Origin of the sequence: Micromonospora sp. NPDC093244 (assembly GCF_040683695.1) — a bacterium.
Classification (GTDB): Bacteria; Actinomycetota; Actinomycetes; order Mycobacteriales; family Micromonosporaceae; genus Micromonospora.
The window spans coordinates 19,862-40,323 of the sequence record NZ_JBFBEO010000011.1; the positions used below are offsets into that span (position 1 = coordinate 19,862).

Sequence of the window (20,462 nt, forward strand, 5' to 3'; positions counted from 1 at the left end):
GAAAGGAACCTCCCCAGTGTCGTCCAGCCCGGCACCCCCGCCCGGCTCGGCGCAGTTGCGCGCCGACTGCGAGCGCTGCTTCGGGCTGTGCTGCGTGGTGCCGGCGTTCGCCAGGTCGGCGGACTTCGCCATCGACAAGCCCGCCGGGAAGGCCTGCCCCCACCTGGGCGCCGACCACCGCTGCGGCATCCACACCGAGCTGCGGCAGCGTGGCTTTCCCGGCTGCACGGTCTTCGACTGCTTCGGCGCCGGGCAGCAGGTCGCCCAGGTCACCTTCGGCGGGCGGGACTGGCATGACGCACCGGAGACGCTGCCGGCGATGGCGGAGGCGTTCACCGTGCTGCGCCCGATGCACGAGCTGCTCTGGTACCTCACCGAGGCGGTCGCGCTGCGCCCGCCGGCCGACCTGCGCGCCGAGCTGGACCGCGCCCGCGCCGAGATCGCGGCGCTCACTGCGGGGGACCCCGCGCGGCTTCGCGCGGTGGACGTCGCCGCGAAGCGGGAGCGGATCAACCCGCTGCTGTCGCGGGCCAGCGAGGCGGCGCGTTCCCCGGGCGGCCGGGACCACCGAGGCGCGCCTCTGCTCGGGGCCGACCTGCGCCGGGTCGACCTGCGCCGGGCCAACCTGCGCGGCGCGCTGCTGGTCGGCGCCGACCTGCGCGGCGTGGACCTGGGCCTGGCGGACGTGACGGGCGCGGACCTGCGCGGCGCCGATCTGCGGGGCGCGGACCTGCGCACGACCCTCTTCCTGCACCAGGCCCAGCTCGATGCCGCGCGGGGAGACGTCCGCACCGGGCTGCCGGCGACCCGCACCCGGCCGGCGCACTGGACGGCACTCGCGCTCACCCCGGTGGGCCAGGCGTCGCGGGCCGGCGGTCGCGGTCGACGGAGCCGGCACCGCTGAGCGCGAGGTTTCGGCCCTGACCACGCCGGGTAGCCACCGCCGACGCGGTACGGCATCGACGGGGGGCGCGGCGTGGGCTACCGAAAGCGCGACGGTGAGCTGCCGGCTGACCCGGCACATGCCGAGGACGAGGCGGGCCAGGTGCCGTTGGTGCAGGTCGAGGCCGACACCGACGTCCCGCCGCCGGACGACACCGACGTGCCACCGGACATCGTGACCGAGGACAACAGCTCGGGCATGACCGGCGGTTCGTCCGGCAGCAGCGGAGGCGGGTCGAGCATGCCGGGGCATCCGGACGCGACCCGCTGAGGGCGGGCCCGGCGCGGTTTCAGCGGCTGGCCAGCGCGCCCCGCGCCTCGGTCATCCCCTTGTTGGCGAGCCGGTCGGCGCGCTCGTTCTCCGGATGCCCGTTGTGCCCCTTGACCCACAGCCAGGTGACCTCGTGCCGCTCGCAGGCCGCCTCCAGTCGCTGCCACAGGTCGGCGTTCTTCACCGGCTGCTTCGCGGCGGTCAGCCACCCGTTGCGCTTCCACGAAGCGAGCCAACTGGTGATGCCGTTGCGCACGTACGTGCTGTCGGTGTGCAGCTCCACGGTGACCGGGCGGTTCAGGCTCTCCAACGCCTGGATGGCCGCCATCAGCTCCATCCGGTTGTTGGTGGTCGGGGTGGCCTCGCCGCCGCACAGCTCCCGCTCGTGGTCGCCGTAGCGCAGCAGAGCACCCCAGCCGCCGGGCCCGGGGTTGCCGCTGCACGCCCCGTCGGTCCAGATCTGTACGCCCCTGCCGGCCGCCGCGTCCACCATGCAGGCGAACCTACCGGGCGGCGACGCCACACCCGGCGCTCGGGGGGCCGCCGCGCCGGGCGGGGCCCGCTAGGGTCGGCCGGATGGATCGACACGTCACGTTCGACCGCCTGCACAACTTCCGCGACCTCGGCGGTTACCGCACCGACGACGGGCGTACGGTGCGCTGGCGCCTGCTCTACCGCTCGGATTCCCTTGGCAAGTTGAGCGGCGTTGACCTGGACCGGTTCCGGGCTCTGGGGGTCGGCACGGTCATCGACCTGCGGTACCCGTGGGAGATCGCCGCGCGCGGCCGGGCACCGGAGTTGGCGGGGCTCACCTGGCACAACCTCAGCGTCGAGCACCGCCCCTACGACCAGGCGACGATCGACCCGGCGCTCGACCCGTGGCGCTACCTCGCCGACCGGTACGCCGAGGTCGCCGAGGACGGTGTGGACGAGCTGCGCCAGGCGCTCGAGGTGATCGCCGCCGCCGACGCTCCGCTTGTCTTCCACTGCGCCTCCGGCAAGGACCGCACCGGCCTGCTGGCGGCGCTGCTGCTGGCGGTGCTCGGGGTGGACGAGGACCAGATCGCCGCCGACTTCGCGCGCACCGAGCTGGCCACCGAACGGCTGGTCGCCGACTGGCGGGCCCTGAATCCCGACCGTGAGCTGCGGTGGCCGGGGTACGGGCGGGCGCCGGAGGCGATCATCAGGCACTTCCTGGCCGACCTGACGGCCGCGCACGGCTCCGTCGCCGGGTACGTGACCGACCGGCTCGGCGTGGACGAGGCGCTGACCACCCGGCTGCGCGAGCGTCTGCTGGACCGCTGAGTCGGCGCGGCCACCGATAACCACGCGCGCTGCTCCGGCCGGTCTGCCAGAGTCGATCGTCATGGACGACGGGAACTGGGACGGCCTACGGGCCGAGGTGCGCCAGCGGATCGACGAGCTGATCGCCGCCGGTCGGGAGTCGGGTGTGCAGGTCGCGGCGTACCTCGACGGTGAGCCGATCCTCGAGGTGCACGCCGGGCTGGCCGACCGGGCCACCGGCCGGGCGTTGACCGCCGGCACGCCCATCTGGAGCGCGTCCACGGGCAAGGCGTTGACCGCGACTGTCGTTCACGTGCTCGTCGAACGCGGGGAGCTGGACTACGACGTGCGGATCGCCGACGTGTGGCCGGAGTTCGCCAGGCACGGCAAGGGCGGCGTCACGCTGCGGCACGCGCTCACCCACACGGCGGGAGTCCCCGTCCTCCCGGCGGACGTCACGCCTGAGGACTTCACCGACTGGGACCGGATGTGCGCCCTCGTCGCCGACGCGGAGCCGATCGCCAGGTCCGGGGAGCTGAAGGCGTACCACGCGTGGACGTTCGGCTGGCTGGTCGGTGAGGTGGTCCGCCGGGTCACCGGCCGGCGCGTCTCGCAGGTGCTCGCCGAGGACGTCGCCGGGCCGCTCGGGGTACGCGACGAGTTGTACCTCGGGGTCCCGCCGACCGAGCTGAGCCGGCTGGCGCGGGTCGAGGACCGCAACCTGTCCGCGCTGTTCGCGTACGCCGGCGCGAACCTGCCGAACTTTGACCGGGTCGCCCCGCCCGGTGTGCGCCCCGGCGCGGAGATCGGCGCCCGCGCCGATGTCCTCACCGCCGACGTGCCGGCCACCGGCACGATGACGGCCCGCGCCGCGGCCCGGATGCTCGCCGCGCTCATCGGCGAGGTGGACGGCGTCCGGCTGATCTCGCCGATCCGGCTGCGCGCCGCCACCACCCCCGACCTGCCCGGCCCGGAGTGGGTGTTCGGGCAGGAGGGCACCTGGGGCCTCGGGTACGCGGTGGATCCCGACGGCTCGTTCGGCGCGGCCGGCAGCGGTGGCAGTCTCGCCTACGCCTACCCCGGGTTGGGGCTGACCGTCGCGGCGACGAAGACGCTGCTCGGTGCCGGCGACGGTGACCCGATGGAGGACCTGCGGGTGCTCGTTCGCGACGCGGTGGCCGCCCGGCGCTGACCGACCTGATCAGGCGGGTGTCTCCGCGCCCACCACCGCCGCCGGGATGGCCGGCGCGGGCCGGGCGGGGCGTAGGCGGTCGCGCAGGCGGTGCGCCGCGTCGCCGGCCGTGGCGGTGATCATCGGCAGCAGCCGGGTGGAGTTCATGACCGCGACCTCCTCGGCCGGGGTGGTGACCCCGTCGAGGAAGCGCAGCACCCGTTCGGCGGGGTTGCGGTCGAAGAGCCTGTCGAAGAACTCCGGTCCACCGACCCCACCCCGGTCCAGCGCGCGCAGCGCCACCGCGTCCATCCAGCGGTGCCGGCGCGGGTACGCGGGCGCCGGCACCGGCGGGCCACCGGCGGCGAGCGCGCGGGCCACCTGGTCGGCCTGGCGGTACATGGCGGAGAAGGTGAACCCGGTGGACGGCCGGGTCGCGCCGCCGGCTGTGCCGAGGCGTACCACCCGGGGTGTCGGCCGGGCCGGGAACGGCGCGTCGGTCATCGGGATCACCCCGTTCTCCACCTCGCGTACCCGCAGCCCGGCCGGGTCCAACCCGAGCAGGTCCCGGTACGCGGCGAGCGCCGTGTCGTACCCGGCGTCGGTGAGCAGTTCCGGGGAGAACTCGGTGTACTCGACGAGGGCGTAGCGGTCGCTGACCGGCAGCACATACCCGAACGAGACGCCCCGGGGCGGCTGCGGGGTGCGGAAGTCCATCAGCACGGCCCGCTCCGGGTCGAAGACGGGCCGGTCGGCCTCCAGCCACCAGCCGCGGAAGTGCTGCAACCAGGTGGTACGACCCGCGCGCGCCGGTGGGCGGGGGCGGGAGTCGAGGACCCAGCCGGCCCGTACGACCGATCCGTCGCCGGTGCGCACCACCACGCGGCTGCCGTCGTCTGTCACCGCCTGGGCGGGCGCGACGATCCGGGTGGCGCCCAGGCGGTGCTCGGCTTCGGCAGCCCGGTCGTAGACCGGGCCGGAGCGCAGCATGGCGTACCGCAGCGGGGTGAGGTCCAGGACGCGGCGCCGCGCGGGCGTGGCCACCTCGACCTGCTGCCAGCTCGCGCTGAGCAGCGGGTCCAGGTCGTCGTGCGGGCTGCCCCAGAACGCCCAGGTGCGGTCCTGGCCGCGTCGGCGCACCGGGTCGACGACGGCGATCCGCAGGTCGCGGACGTGGTGCCGGTCCAGTGCGGCGAGCAGCAGCGACGCGGCGCCACCGCCGCCGAGCAGCGCGAGGTCGACGTCGAGTGGCGCGGAGTCGGTCACCCGCACCACGCTGCCACACGGCCCCGCCCTGTTCCGCGTCGCATCCGGCACCGTTGGGACAGGCGACGCGATACCTCGCCATCGGCCCAGCGACGACAGCTTGCCCGCAGGAGACATCGACGGAGCACCGGTGCCGGTCGGCCCGTCCGGGCCTTTGGGCAGCTCTCCCCGCCTTCGGGTGGACACGTGACGGCAACGAGGATTTCTCATTTTCACCGGATCGAGGTCCCAACCCACCTAGTGTTGGGCACACCGGTGCTAGTCACGGAGTTGGCCACCCGAACGACGTCCCACGCAGTCAGCGGACGAAAAGTGAGGGAAGACGCGTATGAAGGTCTCAACAGCACTCTGCTCAGCGGCGCTCGGCGTGGGCCTCGGCACGCTCCTGCTGCCAGGCGCCGCGCTGGCCGACACCACCGTGTCACCGGCCACCACCCCGGTCGGTGGGACCGTCGTGCTCACCGCGACGACCTGCAACCCGAAGTCGGGTGACGCCCTCTTCCGCGTCACCGGCCCCAACCGCGACCAGAACGTCCGATCCACCACGGCCGCCGCCGGCGGCGGCCTGAGCGCCGAACTCTTCACCGCCGGGTTCACCCTGGGCACGTACACGGTGGCCGCCACCTGCGGCGACGGCAGCTCAGCCGGCAGCGCCACGTTCACCGTCACGCCGATCGGCGCCGCACCTGCCGGCTCCGGCGGCGACAGCCGCGACACCGGCGCCCTCGCCGCCGGCGGCACGCTGCTCGGCACCGCCCTGGCCGGTGCGGTGGTCCTGTTCCGCCGGCGCCGACCGGCGTCCACCGTCGCCTGACCGGCGACCCGCTCCATCCCTGAGGACGGGTGCCCGTGCCGGTGACACCGGCGCGGGCACCCCGACGATCCCGTACGGAGGCACGCACGTGTGGTGGCGGCGGACCCTGCCAGCCGTGGTCGCGGTGCTCGGCGTGACCGGGCTGGGGCTGATCACCGTCGGCCTCACCGCCGACCCGGCGCGGCCACCACAGCCGCCTGCCCACGCGCCGACCCGCACCCACCCCGCACCGGACCTGCCGCCCCTGCCGCGCTCCGCGCCGGTCCGGGTGCGGATACCCGCCATCGACGTACGCGCCGAGATCGTCCCCGTCGGCGCGGACACCGCAGGGGTGCTGGAGGTGCCACCCCTGGACCGGCCCGGTCTCGCCGGCTGGTACCGGCACGGGGTCAGCCCCGGCGAGACCGGCAACGCCGTCCTGGTCGGACACGTCGACTCACCCGCCGGCCCGGCCGTCTTCTTCGACCTCGGTCGCCTGCGCGCCGGCCAGGAGATCGAGGTCACCAGGGCCGACGCCCGGGTCACCACGTTCACTGTGGACGACGTGCGCGCGTACCCCAAGGACCGGTTCCCCACCGCGCTCGTCTACGGCCCGGCGGACGTCGCAGCCCTGCGTCTCATCACCTGCGGCGGGCGCTTCGACGCCGCCACCGGCAACTACGTGGACAACATCGTCGTCCTCGCCACCCGCACCGCGTGAGCCCTGCCGCCCGCCTGTCGCACGCCCGACCCCGCTGGGCAGAATGCGGTGACACCATCGGTGATCGGGGCGGTACGGCGGCGACGGGGGCACGCGGTGGCGGACGGGCGGACGGTACGGGACCGGGCCGGTCGGGGCGTACGCGCGCTGGCCCGTCGACTGCTCGGACGCGCCGAGGACGGCTCCCCCACCCCGCGCAGGTCCAACCCGGACGCCGTGGTCGACTGCGCCGTCTACGTCAACGGACGACGGGAGCCCGGCCGCCCGCACTACGCCGACGCGTACACCCGGGCCCGGCGCGGTCGTGACGCCTTCGTGTGGCTGGGCCTGCACGACCCGGGTCCGGCGGTGCTCGCCGCGGTGGGCCGGACGTTCGGCCTCGACGAGCTGACCGTCGAGCAGGCGCTCGCCGACGGGCACCGGCCGACCGTGCAGCCACACGGGCCGGTGACGTTGCTGGTGCTGCGCACCGCCGGGTACGTCGAGCACGACGAGCTGACCGACACCTCCGAGGTGATCGACACCGGCGACGTGATGGTGCTGCTCGGTGACCGGTTCGCCATCACCGTGCGGCACGGCGCCGCCGGGGCGCTGCGCAGCGTACGGGCCGACATCGAACGCCGACCGGCGCTGCTGGCCGCCGGCCCGTGGGCTGTCGCGTACGCGGTCTGCGCCCGGATGGTCGACTCCTACCTGGAAGTGGCCGGGCATGTGGAACGGGACCTGGAACGGGTCGAGGAGGCCGTGTTCGCCCGCGACCGCTCCGCCGACATCCAGCACATCTACCAGCTCAAGCGGGAGGTGGTGGAGTTCAAGAGGGCGGTCCTGCCGTTGCAGGCGCCGATGCGCACGCTACTCACCCCGGACGGCCCCGCCGGCCCGCCGCGTACCCTGCACCGCTGGTTCGTGGACGTCGACGGTCGGTTGAGCCGCGCGGTCGACCGGGTGGCCGCGTACGACGACCTGCTCACCTCGATCGTCCAGTCCCGCCTGGCGCAGCTCGCGGTCGAGCAGAACAACGACATGCGCAAGATCGCGGCGTGGGCTGCCATCGCGGCGACCCAGACCGGCATCGCCGGCATCTACGGCATGAACTTCGAGCACATGCCGGAGCTGGCCTGGCGTTACGGCTACGCGGGCGCCGTGGCGCTGATGGGGGTGGCCGCCCTGGCCCTGTACCGCCTGTTCCGGCGCTCCGGCTGGCTCTGACGGGCGGCGGCCCGCCGTGCTCACCGGTGGCGGGACAGGAAGGCGCGGATCCGGGCCCGGGGGTTGTCGGTCAACTCCGGGCCGTGGGTGAAGGCGGGCGTGTCGTACTCCAACTCGCCCAGGACGTGGGCGGTCTGCCGCGTCATCCGGAAGTCGCTGCACAGGATCTTGGCTGAGTTGCCGCAAGTCTAGGGACGAGCGTCAACCCCTCGGCCAGCGTCGGGGCTCGCGGACGGGTGCGGCAGGATGAGGGCGTGGGCAAGGGTGGTGCGCGGCGGCGGGCGAACGCGACGACGGGACGGGCCTGCCCGTGCGGGTCGGGGCAGGCGTACGGGGACTGCTGCGCCCCGGTGCACGGCGGCGCGGCGCAGGCGCCGACGGCCGAGGCGTTGATGCGGTCCCGGTTCAGCGCCTTCGCCCTCGGCGACTCCGGCTACCTGCTACGTAGCTGGCACTCCTCGACCCGGCCGGCCCTTCTCGACCTGGACCCGGGGCAGCGGTGGACCCGGCTGGAGATCGTCGACACCGAGCGGGGCGGCCTGCTCGACAGCGCCGGCACCGTGACGTTCCACGCCCACTACCGGGACGCGGGCCGGCCCGGCACGCTCACCGAGCACAGCCGGTTCGTCCGCGAGGACGGCCGGTGGGTCTACCTCGACGGCGACCAGCGCTGACGCCGCCGTCGGCGCGTCGAGGGCCGGGTCGGCGTCCCGCGCGGGAAGCTGACCGGAGCCCACCGAGCTGAACGGAGACCTCCGATGACCATGACGTTCATCAACCTGGCGGTGAGCGACCTGACCCTCGCCGCCGAGTTCTACCGGGCGATCGGCTTCACCAGCGACCAGACCGCGCCGGCCGGCGACAGCATGATGCTCACCATCTCCGACACCACCCGGTTGATGCTGCACGTCCGCTCGGCCTTCGAGGCGTACACGGGGGTAGCCGCCACTGACACGGCGACCAGCCGGGAGGTCATCGTGGGGCTGTCGGCGCAGAGCCGCGAGCAGGTCGACGAGCTGGTCGACCGGGTGGCGGTCGCCGGTGGGGAGCCGCTCGGCCCGGGGATCGCCAACGGGCCGATGTACATGCGCGGCTTCCGGGACCTCGACGGCCACCAGTGGTCGTTCCTGCACCTGGCGAGCTGACCGCCGCACGCCGGGCGGCGGCCCGTCAGGCCGCCGCCCCGCACCGTGTCAGGTCGAACTACGCGCGGCGACGCCGACGGGTGTGCCCACCGCGCGCCGGGTGCGGCGCAGCAGGACCAGGACCAGGGCCAGGACGAGGTACGGCACGGCTGTCACCGCGAAGGCCACCGCGTTGCCGAACACGGTGGCGAGCAGACCGTAACCCGCGTACGTCCCGATGATCAGCAGGTCGGTGGCCATCCCGGCGAGCGACGTGACTGTGGCACGGCTGTCGCCGGTGATCCGGGCCTGGAGCCGCGCGTCGGCCAGCACCGTGGCCAGTTGCGCGGCTCCGAACGCCACCGCGAGCAGCACGAACCCGGCCGGGTGCCGGAGCAGGGCGCCCCCGGCCAGCGCGACACCGACCAGGCCCAGCAGCGCCGCGTAGCCCCGGCCGCCCCACCGCTCCGCCATCGGGGCGAGCAGGCCGCCGACCGTGACCCCGGCCCAGAGCAGCAGGAGCAGCAGCGGCACGGCGCGCGGCCCGACGCCGGTGTCCAGGGCCAGCAGCGGGGTGTACTCGTCGAGGGCACCCCAGTCGGCGGCGACCACGGCGACCAGCAGCACGGCGGAGCGCACCGGCGGTCGGGTACGGACCTGCGCCACCCCGGCCCGCAGGGTGTCCCACCAGCCCAGGTCACCGTCGTCGGCTGCGACGACCGAGGCGACGGCGGGCGTGCCAGCGGCGGCCGGGGCGCGATGCTCCGGGAACCGCGCGGCGACAGTCGTGGCGAGCAGGCAGGCAAGCACGCTTGCCGCACCCACCGCCGGGTAGCCGCCGGCCGCGAGCACCGGACCGGCGAGCACCCCGGAGAGCACCACTCCCAGCACGCCCGCCGTGCGGGCACGCCCCAGCACGCGGGCGTACCGGTCGGCCGCGCCGAGCCTGTCCAGCTCGGTCCAGACCAGCGCCTCCAGCGCGCCGGAGACCAACGCGCCGCCGGCCCCCCAGAGCAGGAACCCGACCGCGAACGCGGGGTACGACGGCAGCAGCACCCACAGCGCGTACCCGCCGGCGGTCACCAGCGGGGCGAGGCACAGCAGCAGCCGGCGGGACACCACGTCGGCCCACGCGCCGGACGGCACCTCGAACAGGATGCCGGCCGCCGACCAGAGGACGAAGAGCGACGAGATCTGCCCCACCGACAGCCCGGTGTCGGCGAAGAACACCACGTACAGCGGGTAGAGCAGGACGAGGTCACTGAGGAACGCGTACCCGTAGAGGGTTGTCGTCAGCCGGCGGAGCGCCGGGCCGGGCACGCGCGGGATCGTGTGGATCATTTGGCCTTCCCGTGGGAGTGGAGACGGACACCGGACGTGCGGTGTCCGTGGCGGTCCACGGGATCGGCCTACGCCGCTGGATCAACATCGCCAGGTCATGTCGGCGATGCTAGACAAGCCTCCCGGCCCCGGCCAGCGTTTTGGGAGTGGCGTACGACGAGGCGGGGCGGGATCCCGGAGGATCCCGCCCCGCCTCGTGCCGCTGACGGTCAGCGCCGGTCGACCGGCGGGATGACCGTGGTGGCCTCGCTGTCGTCGCCGAGGCGCTGCTCGGGCACCGCGCGGTCGGTGCCACCCCGGACCACCTGGGTCGCCTCGGAGTCGGCCGACGGGCGTACCACCTGGGTGGCCTCGGAGTCGGCCGGCGGGCGTACCACCTGGGTCGCCTCGGAGTCGGCGGACGGGCGTACCACCTGGGTCGCCTCGGAGTCGGCCGACGGGCGTACCGCCTGGGTGGCGTCCGGGTCGACCGGCCGCGTCACGATCTGGGTCTCCTCCGGATCGCTGGCGGGTGCCGACGCGCGGGCCCGCTCGGCGTCGCGGCGTTCGGTGCGGTACGCGCGGGTGTGCGCGGCGATCAGGTGTGACTCCTGCTCCGCGCGGGTCAGCCAGGCCTCCCAGCGGCTCTGCATCGGACGGATCAGACCGCCACCCACGCCCACGACGAGGATGCCGCCGATCGTGGCCAGCACGGCGATCAGCACGGGGGTGGTGACCGCGGTGGCCACGCCGATCTGGTTCAGCGCGGCGATGACGCCGAGGCCGAGAATGAACACCGAGGCGATGGTGGCCAGCACCCGGCCGTACGACAGGCCGCCGAGCGCGCCGCTGATGAGGTCCTTCACGGCATTGGCGATGGCCGCGGCGACCACGACGATGACGATCGCCACGAACGCGCGGGGCAGCCAGGAGATGACCGCGCCGAGCAGGTCGGAGATCGGGTTGGGGCCCCAGATGCCGAACGCGAGCTGGAGGGTGAACAGCAGCACCGCGTAGTAGGCGAGCTTCGCGACGATGTCGCTGGCGTCGTACCGGGATCGGCTCAACGCGCGGCGCACGCCGCCACGTTCGACGGCGCGGTCGAAGCCCACGCGTTCGAGGACCTTCTCCACGATCTTCAGCACGGCCTTGGCGATCAGCCATCCGGCCACCAGGATCGCCAGGAAGGCGACGGCCTTGGGCAGGAAGAGCATCACCGAGCGCAGGGCGTCGCCCACCGCGTCGCTGACGTTGTCACTCATCTGGTCATTCCTTCACGCGGGAAAGCCGAACGGTCAGCCCCGACCTACCCCCGCTCACCGGCGGGGAAACGCCGCGCTGCGGTGACACGGGGTCTGGCGCGGGGACAGCCTTGGCAATATTCTCCGGAGTGCGTGCGGCCACTGGAGCTACTTTTCATCCCCCGCCGTCGGCCGCAGGAGGAGACTTTCATGCACGTCGACCACTCCGAAGTGGACCGCCGGACGCTGCTGCGGGCCGGTCTCGGCGCCGCCACGGTCGCCGTCGTCGGGAGCGAGCTGGCCTTTCCCGCCATGGCGCAGGCCGCTCCGGGCACCGATCTGGACTGGATCATCAGCTGTGACGAGTGGGGGGCGCGGCCGCCGAAGGACCCGCTGTCGGTGAGCGCCATCCCCACCAACAAGATCATCGTGCATCACATGGCGTTCCCGAACGTCACCGACTACTCCCGCGAGCAGGCGGTCAGGCTGGCCCACGACTGCCAGGACCTGCACATGGACGGCAACGGCTGGTCCGACACCGGCCAGCACTTCACGGTCAGCCGGGGCGGCTACGTGCTGGAGGGCCGCCGGGGCAGCCTGGAACGCCTCGAAGCCGGCGACAGGCAGATGATCTCCGCGCACTGCCCCGGCGAGAACGGTCGGGCCATCGGCATCGAGAACGAGGGCACCTACGTCACCGAGACGCCACCGGAGGCGCTCACCGACTCGCTTGTCAAGCTCTGCGTCGCCATCTGCCGCCAGTACGGTCTGCACGCGTACGACATCTTCGGACACTGGGACTTCCGCACCACCCAGTGCCCCGGCGCGGCCTTCTACCGGCAGTTCCCCGAGCTTCGCCGCCGGGTGCACACGGCCCTGGGCACTAAGCCCGGTGACGTGCCGGCGCGCCGCTGGCCGGACCTGTGGCGCTTCGTCAACTCCCCGTCGGTCCGGGTCGTGCAGCACCTGCTCGCCTTCCGGGGCTACGCGGTGACGGTCAGCGGCACGTTCGACGCCGCGACAGTCGCCGCCGTGCAGGACTGGCAGGCCCGCAACGGCATCGCCGTGGACGTGGACGCCACGCTCACCACGCCGATCTGGGAGACCCTGGCGCCGGAGCTGGACCAGCACGCCACCGGCGCGCCGGTCACCGCCGTGCAGGAGATCCTGGCCACCAAGGGGTACGCGGTCACCGTCACCGGCGCGTACGACCACGCCACCAGGGCGGCCGTGCAGGACCTCCAGGCGCTGCACAACCTGCCGCGCAACGGCAAGCTCAGCACGAGCACGTGGTGCGCGATCGTCGGCGGTACGGTCCGCCAGAGCCTGCGGCACCGCTGAGTCACCGGCGGCGGTGCGGGCCACACCCGCACCGCCGCCCGGCCCACACCCAGTCACGGGGCTGACCAGCACCGCGTCACTCTCGGGCCGGTTTGATCCACCGCCCGGCCGGAAAGAGACCCGGGCATGACATGGGCCCGTCGAGCCGTACCCGCCGTCGCCGCCGCCATGGCGGCGCTCGCCGCGCGGGACCTCATCCAGCGCGACCACGCGCTGCTGCGCACCTTCCCGGTGGTCGGTCGCGCCCGATATCTGCTGGAGGCCATCGGGCCGGAGCTTCGGCAGTACATCGTGGCCGGCAACAACGAGGAGCGTCCGTTCACCCGCGACCAGCGCCGCTGGGTGTACGCGTCGGCGAAGCAGCAGAACAACTACTTCGGGTTCGGCACCGACAACGACATCGAGTACACCCCCGGCTATCCGATCATCAAGCACCGCACGTTCGGCCGGGCCGTGCCGCCGTCGACGCCGGGCGCCGGGCACGACGTGCGGCTGCCGTGCGCGAAGGTGCTCGGCGCGGCCCGGGGGCGTGCCCACGCGTTCCGGCCCGAGTCGGCGGTGAACATCTCCGGGATGAGCTTCGGCTCGCTCTCCGGCAACGCGATCACCGCACTCAACAAGGGGGCGGCGCTGGCCGGTTGCCTCCAGAACACCGGCGAGGGCGGCCTGTCGCCGTACCACCGCAACGGCGGTGAACTGGTCTTCCAGCTCGGCACCGCGTACTTCGGCTGCCGAGACGAGCACGGCCGGTTCAGCCTGGACCGGCTCAAGGACCTGGTCGCCGGCGCACCGGTGCGGGCGTTGGAGATCAAGCTCAGCCAGGGCGCCAAGCCGAGCCTCGGCGGGCTGCTGCCCGGCGCGAAGGTGTCCGCCGAGATCGCCGCGACCCGGGGCATCCCGGCCGGGCAGGACTGCGTCAGCCCGTCCCGGCACGCCGAGTTCTCCGACTGCGACAGCCTGCTCGACTGGGTGGAGTTGCTGGCCGCCGAGACGGGCCTGCCGGTCGGCATCAAGTCGGCGGTGGGCGACCTCGGCTTCTGGCAGGAGCTGGCCACCCTGATGCGCGACACCGGCCGGGGCGTCGACTTCGTGACGATCGACGGCGGCGAGGGCGGCACCGGCGCCGCGCCGCTGATCTTCACCGACTCGGTGTCTCTCCCCTTCCAGCAGGGCTTCTCCCGGGTCTACAAGGTCTTCGCCGAGCACGACCTGCACGAACAGGTGGTGTTCGTCGGCGCCGGCAAGCTCGGCCTGCCGGACAACGCCATCGTGGCCTTCGCGCTGGGCTGCGACATGGTCAACGTGGGTCGGGAGGCGATGCTCTCGATCGGCTGCATCCAGGCGCAGAAGTGCCACACCGACACCTGCCCCACCGGCGTCGCGACGCAGAACGCCTGGCTGGCCCGGGGCCTGGACCCGACCCTGAAGTCGGTCCGGGCCGCCAACTATCTGGCGACGCTGCGCCGCGACCTCACCAAGGTCGCCGAGGCGTGCGGCGTCGAACACCCGGGCCTGATCGACACCGACGCCGTGGAGATCCTGGACGGTCGCACCGGCTCCACCCCACTGCACGAGGTGTACGGCTACCGTCCGGGCTGGGGGCTGCCGTCGCCCGCCGACCAGGCCGAGATCATCCGACTGATGACCCCGGAGGTGCCGCAGGGCGGCAGCGCCCCACCGTCGGCGACCGCGGTCGGTTGACCTCCCGCCCCCGGCCGCACGGCGATAATCCTGTGCGGCCGGCGGCGCCGCACGCCTATGGTGGCGCGATGCTGATCAGGCGCGAGACACCCGCCGACGTGGACGCCGTCCGGGCGGTGCACGTCGCGGCCTTCGCCAAGGACGGTGTCGACGTACCCGTCGAGGCCACACTTGTCGACGCGCTGCGCGTGGACGAGAGCTGGGTGTCCGCGTACTCCCTGGTGGCTGTCGATTCGGACGGCCAGGTGGTGGGGCACGTGGTGGCCACCCGCGCCCGGGTGGCCGGTGCGCCGGTGGCGGTGGGTCTCGGGCCGCTGGGTGTCCTGCCCGGCTGGCAGCGGCGCGGGGTGGGCAGCGCCCTGATGCACGCGGTGCTCGGCGCGGCCGACGCGCGGGACGAGCCCCTGGTGGTGCTGCTCGGGCACCCCGACTACTACCCGCGCTTCGGGTTCCGGCCGGCCGTCGAAGTGGGTGTCACCCCGCCGCAGCCGTGGGGTCCGCAGTACTTCATGGCCCGCCCGTTGAGCGCGTGGCGCGACACGATCCGGGGCGAGTTCCGCTACGCCCGCCCGTTCGACGACCTGTGATTCCACCGCACGTCCGTCGCCGCCGCGCCACCGACCTGGACGGATGTGTCGCGGCCCTCGTCGAGGTGCACCGGGTCGACGGGTACCCGATGAACTGGCCCGCCGACCCGCACCGGTGGTTGTGCGAGCCGCGACCGGCAGGGGCCTGGGTCGCCGTCGCGCCGGACGCGACAATCGTGGGACATGTCGCGGTGCACAGGTTGTCCGAGACCGACCGGCCGACAGCCGAGGTGGCGCGCCTCTTCGTGGCGCCGGCCGCCCGCGGGCTGGCGCTCGGCGACGCGCTGCTGGCCCGCGCCCGACGGTGGGCGGACGAGCACGCGACGGACCTGGTGCTCGAGGTGGCCGTGCGGGACGCCGCTGCCGTCGCGCTCTACGAACGCACCGGGTGGCGGTGCACGGGCATCCGCACGGCATCGTGGACCGCTCCGGACGGCGACCCGGTGTCGTTGCGGGAGTTCACCGTCCGCGCCCGGCCCGCCCCGGACTGACCGGGCCCGGTTCGGCGGGCTCGGCCATCGCCGCCAGGCGGCGCGCCAGACCGGCGGCGGCGTCACGCAGTTCCGCGGGCTCCACCACCTGCACCTCGTAGCTCAGGCGGGCGATGTGCGCGGCGAGCCAGTCCAGATCGTCGCCGCCGACGAGCAGCACACACCACCCGTCGCGGTCGTCCTCGACGCGGCCCACCTGCGGCGGCACCGACGCCCGCACCTGGTCGGGGTGGGCGCGTACCCGCACCCGGGCGACGTACCGGTACGGCGACCCGGTGACCGACCGCTGCACGAAGGCGACCGGGTCGGGATGCGCGCGGGGCCGGAAGCGCCAGGTCGTGGCCACCGCCGTACGCATCCGGTCCAGTCGGAACGTGCGCCAGTCGGCCCGGTCGACGTCCCAGGCCATCAGATACCACCGTCGGCCGGTGGTGACCATCCGGACCGGCTCGACCGTCCGCTCGCGCTCCCCGTCCCGTCCCGGGTAGCCGAACCGCACCCGCACCGCGTCGCGGCAGGCCCGCGCCAGCATCACCAGCAACTCCGCGTCGATCTCGACGACCGGCCCGATGAGGGTATCCGTGGAGCCGTGCACCGCCCGCACCTCGGCGCGCAGCCGTGACGGCATCACCTGGTCGAGCTTCGCCAGCGCCCGCAGGGCCGCCTCGCCCGCCCCGGCGACCGTGCCCCCGGACGCCAGCCGCAGGGACACGGCGGTCGCGATCGCCTCCTCGTCGTCCAGCAGCAACGGCGGCAGCCGGGTGCCCGCGCCGAGCTGATAGCCGCCACCGACACCTGACACCGCGCGCACCGGATACCCAAGTGTCCGCAGGCGTTGCACGTCGCGGCGGACGCAGCGGTCGGTGACCCGCAGCTGCGCGGCGAGGTCGGCGGCCGTCCAGGACGGTCGTCGTTGCAGCAGCGCGACAACCGCAGAACCCGCTCGGTGGTCGCCTCGACACTCACCCGCCGATCGTTGCACGGATCGAGGAACGATCCTGTCCGCGATTTCCGGGAGGCTGGGACCATGACCGACGAGATCAGGGGAGCTGCCATGCCACGCGACGTGCAGATCACGTTCGACTGCGCCGACCCGGCCGCGCTGGCCAGGTTCTGGGCCGAGGCGCTCGGCTACCGGCTGCAGGGCCCGCCCGGCGGCTTCGAGTCGTGGGAGCAGGCACTCGACGCGATGGGCGTGCCGCCGGAGAACCGCAACGACGCCTCGGCGGTGGTCGACCCCGAGGGCTCCCGACCACGGCTGTTCTTCCAGCGCGTACCCGAGGGCAAGCAGGTCAAGAATCGCGTCCACCTGGATGTCCGCGCGGCGCCGGGCCTCGCCGGGGACGAGCGGATGGCGGCCCTCGAAGCGGAGGCCGAACGGCTCGTCGCGTACGGCGCCACCCGGCTCGCCCGACACGAGCCCGCTCCCCCGCTGGGTGCCGGCCACCTCGTCATGGCCGACCCCGAGGGCAACGAGTTCTGCCTCGACTGATCGGCACGTGACCGCGTTCGCCCAGGTCACTACAGTGGCGACAGGCACTATGCGAACATGTGTACGTGTCGCCCGGGGCCACCATCCTGCACGCCGACCTGGACGCCTTCTACGCGTCGGTCGAGCAGCGCGACGACCCACGCCTGCGGCGACGCCCGGTGATCGTCGGCGGCGGGGTGGTGCTCGCGGCCAGCTACGAGGCGAAGGCGCGCGGCGTCCGCAGCGCCATGGGCGGTCGGCAGGCGCGCCGGCTGTGCCCCGACGCGATAGTGGTGCCGCCGCGCATGTCCGCGTACACGGTGGCGAGCCGGGCGGTGTTCGAGATCTTCCGGCGGACCACCCCGCTGGTCGAGGGGCTCTCCATCGACGAGGCGTTCCTGGACGTGGGCGGCCTGCGCCGCCTGGTCGGGCCCCCGGCCGACATCGCCGAGGGTCTGCGTCGGGAGGTCCGCGAGCAGGTCGGCCTGCCCATCACGGTGGGCGTGGCGCGGACGAAGTTCCTGGCGAAGGTGGCAAGCGGGGTGGCGAAACCGGACGGGCTGCTGGTGGTCGCACCCGACGGCGAACTGGCGTTCCTGCATCCGCTGCCGGTCGAGCGGCTCTGGGGTGTCGGTCCGATCACCGCTGCGAAGCTGCGCGAACGCCGGATCCGTACCGTCGGCGACGTGGCCCGGCTCGGTGAGGCGGCGCTGGTCTCGCTGCTCGGCGGGGGCGCGGGCCGGCACCTGCACGCTCTGGCCCACAACCGTGACCCCCGGCCGGTGCAGGTGGGCCGCAGGCGTGGGTCGATGGGCGCGCAGCACGCGCTGAGCCCCGCCCCGCACGCGGCGGCCGAGCTGGACGCGATCCTCGCCGGCCTGGTCGACCGGGTCACCAGGCGGATGCGGGCCGCCGGACGGGCCGGCCGCACGGTGGTGCTGCGGCTTCGCTTCGGCGACTACACGCGGGCCACCCGCTCGCACACGGTGGGCAAGGCGACCGCGGACACCACTCAGGTGCTCGCCGCCGCACGGGCGCTGCTGCGGGCGACCCGGCCCGAGATCGACAGGCGGGGCGTGACCCTGATCGGCGTCTCGGTGGGCAACCTCGACGACAACCCGGTCCAGCCGGAGCTGCCCTTCCAACCCGACCCCGGCACCGACCTCGACGCGGCGGTCGACGCGGTCCGTGACCGGTTCGGATCGGCGGCCCTCACCCGGGCGGTGCTGCTCGGCCGCGATCCCGGCGTCGAGATGCCGCTATTGCCCGACTGATGGTCTCTTGGCGGCCGAGTTTCTGCGATCGGTGACACATCACAGCAGGTCGGCGGTTTAGCCGACCGCCCACGGGTGACCCTTGAGGGGACCAGCCTGACGAGGGGGACCCACGATGTCCGACGACACCAGCAACCGACCGAGCCGTCGCGTCGAGCGTCCGCACGACGTGACCGACCCGCTGCTCTGGCAGCTCGCGGTCGACGTGCTGAGCGCCCACGAGCCGGACGACGAGGGGCACTGCCGCAATCTCCAGTGCGCCGGCCAGGGGTGGCCGTGCGAGGCCCGCACCGGCGCCGAGCACTCGCTGCGGCTGGCCCGCGGCGAGTCCACCTCGGTCGAGACGACAGTCGACGACGTACGGGACGAGAGCCGCCCCGGCTGGCCCGGCGGGACCGCGCCGCGCTGGGGCCGCAACGCCGGGCCGCTGCCCGCGCAGCAGCGAGAGCAGAAGGCGTCCGCCACCGCGGCCTGACCGCTACCCGCGTCGTCACACACGAACGCTCGGCCGGTGACCCGGCCGAGCGTTCGTGCGTCGTGCGTCGTGCGTCGTGCGTCGTGCGTCGTGCGTCGTGCGTCAGAGGCTGAGCCGCTGACCCGGGAAGATCAGACCCGGGTCGGCGCCGATCAGCTGCCGGTTGCGCTCGTACAGCGCTTGCCAGCCGCCGGTCGAGCGCTGGCGGTCGGCGATCTCCGACAGGGTGTCGCCCGGCTTGACGGTGTACGTCTCGCCGCCCGCCGCGGGCGCGGTGCGCTCGTGGTCGCGCGTCGCCGGCTTCTCGCCGCGCGACGGCCTGGGCTTCGAGCTCGACTCCGTCGACTTGGTCGACTTCGTGGCGGAGCCGCCCGACGAGCCGCCCTTCTTGCCGCAGGTCGGCCAGGCGCCGATGCCCTGCCCGTCGAGCACCTTCTCGGCGACGGCGATCTGCTCGCCGCGGCTGGCCAGGTCGGCGCGTGCGGCGTACTTCTTGCCGCCGTAACCGGCCCAGGTGCTCTGCGAGAACTGCAAACCGCCGTAGTAGCCGTTACCGGTGTTGGTCTTCCAGTTGCCGCCGGACTCGCACTTGGCGATCGCGTCCCAGTTGACGCCGGCCTGCGCCGGGGCGGCCGGGCCGAAGAGGGCGACAGCACCGGTGACCGCGCCGACGGCGAGGGTGCCGACGGCGAGGCGGCGGGTGGTGACCCGTCGATGACGGGGCGTGTGAGCAGAAGTCATGAGTTTCCTCCACGCCGGCGAGGTGAGCTGTCGGGTTCGGGCCGAGGAGCCCGGCCGCGCGGTGGCGGCTTCACCCCGAGGTGACGTGCACCGGAAAACCTGGGTCCCCCGCTCCTGCCCGGTGGACTGGGTTCCGACGACCGGGGGCAGGATTTGGCGTTGCCGGCCGTGGTGTCCGCAGTGGCGAACCCGACCGACGTTAGGCACGGTCGGTGACGAACGCCCACTCGCTGTGAAGTTGTTCACCGGGCAGCGCTCGGCGTTGCGCCCACCGGTTGCGGGCCTCGCGGCACTGTGCAGTGACCACGATGGACCGTTTGCGATCAGCGCTCGGGGCGGAGCCAGGCGACGATTCGACGCAGCAGCTCGACGTGGCCTGGCGACTCGTACGACCGGCCGTCGTGGCCGAGGGCGCTGTAGACGATCCGGCTGTCCCCTGCCGTGCGGGCCCAGACGAGCGGGTGGAAGACGCCGTCCTCCCGGTGCCCGTAGAGCGGCTCGATGTGGACGCCGTCGACCCGTTCCAGGTCGGTGTAGCGCTCGTCGAAGACCTCGATGTCGCCGAGCCCCTCGGTGATCGGATGCGCGACGGCGGTCCGCCGGATGAGACTGGAACCGATCGGCGGATGGAACGAACGGCCGTGCTCCCAGGCGGCGCCGATCGTGGCACGCCAGCTCGGCACCCGGGGAAACGCGAGGGTCGCGCTGTGGACGGCGAGCAGGTTGCCGCCGCCGGCCAGGAAGCCGTCGAGAACGAGCCCGAGGAGCGCGTCGTCGGGGACCGGGGAGGACCGGTCGGCGCTCGCGTTCACCACCAGCAGTCGGGCACCGTCGAGCGCGGTCGCGAGCCGGTCGACGGACGTCATGACGGCGGCACCACCGATGATGTCCGCGAGGATGGCGCTGGTCTGCGCCAACGGGTGCCAGGGGTCGCCGTGCGGCCCCTGGCCGCTGAAGATCACGGTGTCGACAGGCACGAGCCCTCCCGGAATCGACGTTCGGGCAGAGATCAGGGTCGCGTGCCGGCGGGGCCCCTGCC

At 73.6% G+C, this 20,462-nt stretch carries 24 protein-coding genes and 1 riboswitch; of the genes, 16 read left to right on the forward strand and 8 right to left on the reverse strand.

What is annotated here, in order from left to right; translation table 11 throughout:
* Window positions 1–16 precede the first annotated feature (16 nt).
* A complete protein-coding gene (locus AB0N27_RS29255) occupies window positions 17–904 on the forward strand; it encodes a pentapeptide repeat-containing protein (protein WP_364376779.1) in 888 nt (295 codons plus the stop codon).
* 72 nt (window positions 905–976) lie between these two features.
* A complete protein-coding gene (locus AB0N27_RS29260; RefSeq protein ID WP_357993970.1) occupies window positions 977–1,213 on the forward strand; it encodes a preprotein translocase YidC in 237 nt (78 codons plus the stop codon).
* 19 nt (window positions 1,214–1,232) lie between these two features.
* On the opposite strand, the gene rnhA is transcribed toward AB0N27_RS29260, so the two are convergent.
* On the reverse strand, window positions 1,233–1,706 hold the full coding sequence (gene rnhA / locus AB0N27_RS29265) for a ribonuclease HI (protein ID WP_203175783.1): 474 nt from the start codon (window positions 1,704–1,706) through the stop codon (window positions 1,233–1,235).
* Window positions 1,707–1,789: 83 nt separating this feature from the next.
* Here rnhA and AB0N27_RS29270 point away from each other — a divergent pair, with 83 nt between their 5' ends.
* Together AB0N27_RS29270 and AB0N27_RS29275 are read left to right on the forward strand one after the other, a co-directional pair.
* Window positions 1,790–2,518 (forward strand): tyrosine-protein phosphatase, encoded by a 729-nt coding sequence (locus AB0N27_RS29270; protein ID WP_364376783.1) that lies wholly within the window; start codon window positions 1,790–1,792, stop codon window positions 2,516–2,518.
* Between the two features lie 61 nt (window positions 2,519–2,579).
* Window positions 2,580–3,689 (forward strand): serine hydrolase domain-containing protein, encoded by a 1,110-nt coding sequence (locus AB0N27_RS29275; protein ID WP_364376786.1) that lies wholly within the window; start codon window positions 2,580–2,582, stop codon window positions 3,687–3,689.
* Between the two features lie 9 nt (window positions 3,690–3,698).
* On the opposite strand, the gene AB0N27_RS29280 is transcribed toward AB0N27_RS29275, so the two are convergent.
* Window positions 3,699–4,934 (reverse strand): lycopene cyclase family protein, encoded by a 1,236-nt coding sequence (locus AB0N27_RS29280; RefSeq protein ID WP_364376789.1) that lies wholly within the window; start codon window positions 4,932–4,934, stop codon window positions 3,699–3,701.
* A gap of 328 nt (window positions 4,935–5,262) precedes the next feature.
* On the opposite strand from AB0N27_RS29280, the gene AB0N27_RS29285 reads away from it, so the two are divergent.
* The 3 genes from AB0N27_RS29285 to AB0N27_RS29295 all read left to right on the forward strand — a co-directional run bounded on the left by AB0N27_RS29285 (window position 5,263) and on the right by AB0N27_RS29295 (window position 7,657).
* Window positions 5,263–5,748, forward strand: coding sequence for a hypothetical protein (locus AB0N27_RS29285; RefSeq protein WP_364376792.1), 486 nt, complete (start codon window positions 5,263–5,265; stop codon window positions 5,746–5,748).
* Window positions 5,749–5,863: 115 nt separating this feature from the next.
* Window positions 5,864–6,448 carry a class F sortase gene (locus tag AB0N27_RS29290; protein ID WP_364376794.1) on the forward strand — a complete coding sequence of 195 codons (585 nt, stop codon included), beginning with the start codon at window positions 5,864–5,866 and terminating at the stop codon, window positions 6,446–6,448.
* A 48-nt stretch (window positions 6,449–6,496) separates the two neighbouring features.
* Window positions 6,497–7,657 carry a magnesium and cobalt transport protein CorA gene (locus tag AB0N27_RS29295; RefSeq protein ID WP_364376797.1) on the forward strand — a complete coding sequence of 387 codons (1,161 nt, stop codon included), beginning with the start codon at window positions 6,497–6,499 and terminating at the stop codon, window positions 7,655–7,657.
* A gap of 20 nt (window positions 7,658–7,677) precedes the next feature.
* On the opposite strand, the gene AB0N27_RS29300 is transcribed toward AB0N27_RS29295, so the two are convergent.
* Window positions 7,678–7,803, reverse strand: a complete 126-nt coding sequence (locus AB0N27_RS29300; RefSeq protein WP_364376800.1) for a hypothetical protein — start codon at window positions 7,801–7,803, stop codon at window positions 7,678–7,680.
* A gap of 108 nt (window positions 7,804–7,911) precedes the next feature.
* Here AB0N27_RS29300 and AB0N27_RS29305 point away from each other — a divergent pair, with 108 nt between their 5' ends.
* Both AB0N27_RS29305 and AB0N27_RS29310 read left to right on the forward strand, forming a co-directional pair.
* The gene (locus tag AB0N27_RS29305) at window positions 7,912–8,331 is read left to right on the forward strand and encodes a YchJ family protein (RefSeq protein ID WP_364376803.1); all 420 of its coding nucleotides are present in this window, start codon (window positions 7,912–7,914) and stop codon (window positions 8,329–8,331) included.
* Window positions 8,332–8,415: 84 nt separating this feature from the next.
* A complete protein-coding gene (locus AB0N27_RS29310; RefSeq protein ID WP_364376805.1) occupies window positions 8,416–8,802 on the forward strand; it encodes a VOC family protein in 387 nt (128 codons plus the stop codon).
* Between the two features lie 48 nt (window positions 8,803–8,850).
* Here the strand turns inward: AB0N27_RS29310 and AB0N27_RS29315 are convergent, their stop codons facing one another.
* Both AB0N27_RS29315 and AB0N27_RS29320 read right to left on the reverse strand, forming a co-directional pair.
* Window positions 8,851–10,122, reverse strand: a complete 1,272-nt coding sequence (locus tag AB0N27_RS29315) for an MFS transporter (RefSeq protein WP_364376807.1) — start codon at window positions 10,120–10,122, stop codon at window positions 8,851–8,853.
* A 209-nt stretch (window positions 10,123–10,331) separates the two neighbouring features.
* Window positions 10,332–11,363 (reverse strand): hypothetical protein, encoded by a 1,032-nt coding sequence (locus tag AB0N27_RS29320; protein ID WP_364376809.1) that lies wholly within the window; start codon window positions 11,361–11,363, stop codon window positions 10,332–10,334.
* A gap of 189 nt (window positions 11,364–11,552) precedes the next feature.
* Between AB0N27_RS29320 and AB0N27_RS29325 the strand changes: the two genes are divergently transcribed.
* The 4 genes from AB0N27_RS29325 to AB0N27_RS29340 all read left to right on the forward strand — a co-directional run bounded on the left by AB0N27_RS29325 (window position 11,553) and on the right by AB0N27_RS29340 (window position 15,462).
* Window positions 11,553–12,683, forward strand: coding sequence for an N-acetylmuramoyl-L-alanine amidase (locus AB0N27_RS29325; RefSeq protein WP_364376812.1), 1,131 nt, complete (start codon window positions 11,553–11,555; stop codon window positions 12,681–12,683).
* Window positions 12,684–12,809: 126 nt separating this feature from the next.
* Window positions 12,810–14,384: an FMN-binding glutamate synthase family protein gene (locus AB0N27_RS29330; RefSeq protein WP_364376815.1), complete on the forward strand. Its 1,575-nt coding sequence runs from the start codon at window positions 12,810–12,812 to the stop codon at window positions 14,382–14,384.
* 68 nt (window positions 14,385–14,452) lie between these two features.
* Window positions 14,453–14,971, forward strand: a complete 519-nt coding sequence (locus AB0N27_RS29335) for an N-acetyltransferase (protein ID WP_364376818.1) — start codon at window positions 14,453–14,455, stop codon at window positions 14,969–14,971.
* Entirely contained in the window at window positions 14,968–15,462 is a 495-nt protein-coding gene (locus AB0N27_RS29340; RefSeq protein ID WP_364376821.1) for a GNAT family N-acetyltransferase, read from the forward strand. The genes AB0N27_RS29335 and AB0N27_RS29340 overlap by 4 nt, the downstream gene beginning before the upstream one ends.
* On the opposite strand, the gene AB0N27_RS29345 is transcribed toward AB0N27_RS29340, so the two are convergent.
* A complete protein-coding gene (locus AB0N27_RS29345) occupies window positions 15,431–16,444 on the reverse strand; it encodes a YafY family protein (RefSeq protein WP_364376823.1) in 1,014 nt (337 codons plus the stop codon). The two genes, AB0N27_RS29340 and AB0N27_RS29345, sit on opposite strands and share 32 nt — an antisense overlap.
* A gap of 72 nt (window positions 16,445–16,516) precedes the next feature.
* On the opposite strand from AB0N27_RS29345, the gene AB0N27_RS29350 reads away from it, so the two are divergent.
* From AB0N27_RS29350 to AB0N27_RS29360, 3 genes are all read left to right on the forward strand, one after another.
* Window positions 16,517–16,954 carry a VOC family protein gene (locus tag AB0N27_RS29350; RefSeq protein WP_364376922.1) on the forward strand — a complete coding sequence of 146 codons (438 nt, stop codon included), beginning with the start codon at window positions 16,517–16,519 and terminating at the stop codon, window positions 16,952–16,954.
* Window positions 16,955–17,019: 65 nt separating this feature from the next.
* Window positions 17,020–18,207 (forward strand): DNA polymerase IV, encoded by a 1,188-nt coding sequence (gene dinB, locus AB0N27_RS29355; protein ID WP_364376826.1) that lies wholly within the window; start codon window positions 17,020–17,022, stop codon window positions 18,205–18,207.
* 115 nt (window positions 18,208–18,322) lie between these two features.
* A complete protein-coding gene (locus AB0N27_RS29360) occupies window positions 18,323–18,682 on the forward strand; it encodes a hypothetical protein (RefSeq protein ID WP_364376829.1) in 360 nt (119 codons plus the stop codon).
* 102 nt (window positions 18,683–18,784) lie between these two features.
* Here the strand turns inward: AB0N27_RS29360 and AB0N27_RS29365 are convergent, their stop codons facing one another.
* The gene (locus tag AB0N27_RS29365; RefSeq protein WP_364376832.1) at window positions 18,785–19,423 is read right to left on the reverse strand and encodes a transglycosylase family protein; all 639 of its coding nucleotides are present in this window, start codon (window positions 19,421–19,423) and stop codon (window positions 18,785–18,787) included.
* Window positions 19,421–19,592, reverse strand: a riboswitch (cyclic di-AMP (ydaO/yuaA leader). (Overlaps the previous gene by 3 nt.)
* Window positions 19,593–19,746: 154 nt before the next feature.
* A complete protein-coding gene (locus AB0N27_RS29370) occupies window positions 19,747–20,400 on the reverse strand; it encodes a ThuA domain-containing protein (RefSeq protein WP_364376835.1) in 654 nt (217 codons plus the stop codon).
* Window positions 20,401–20,462 lie beyond the last annotated feature (62 nt).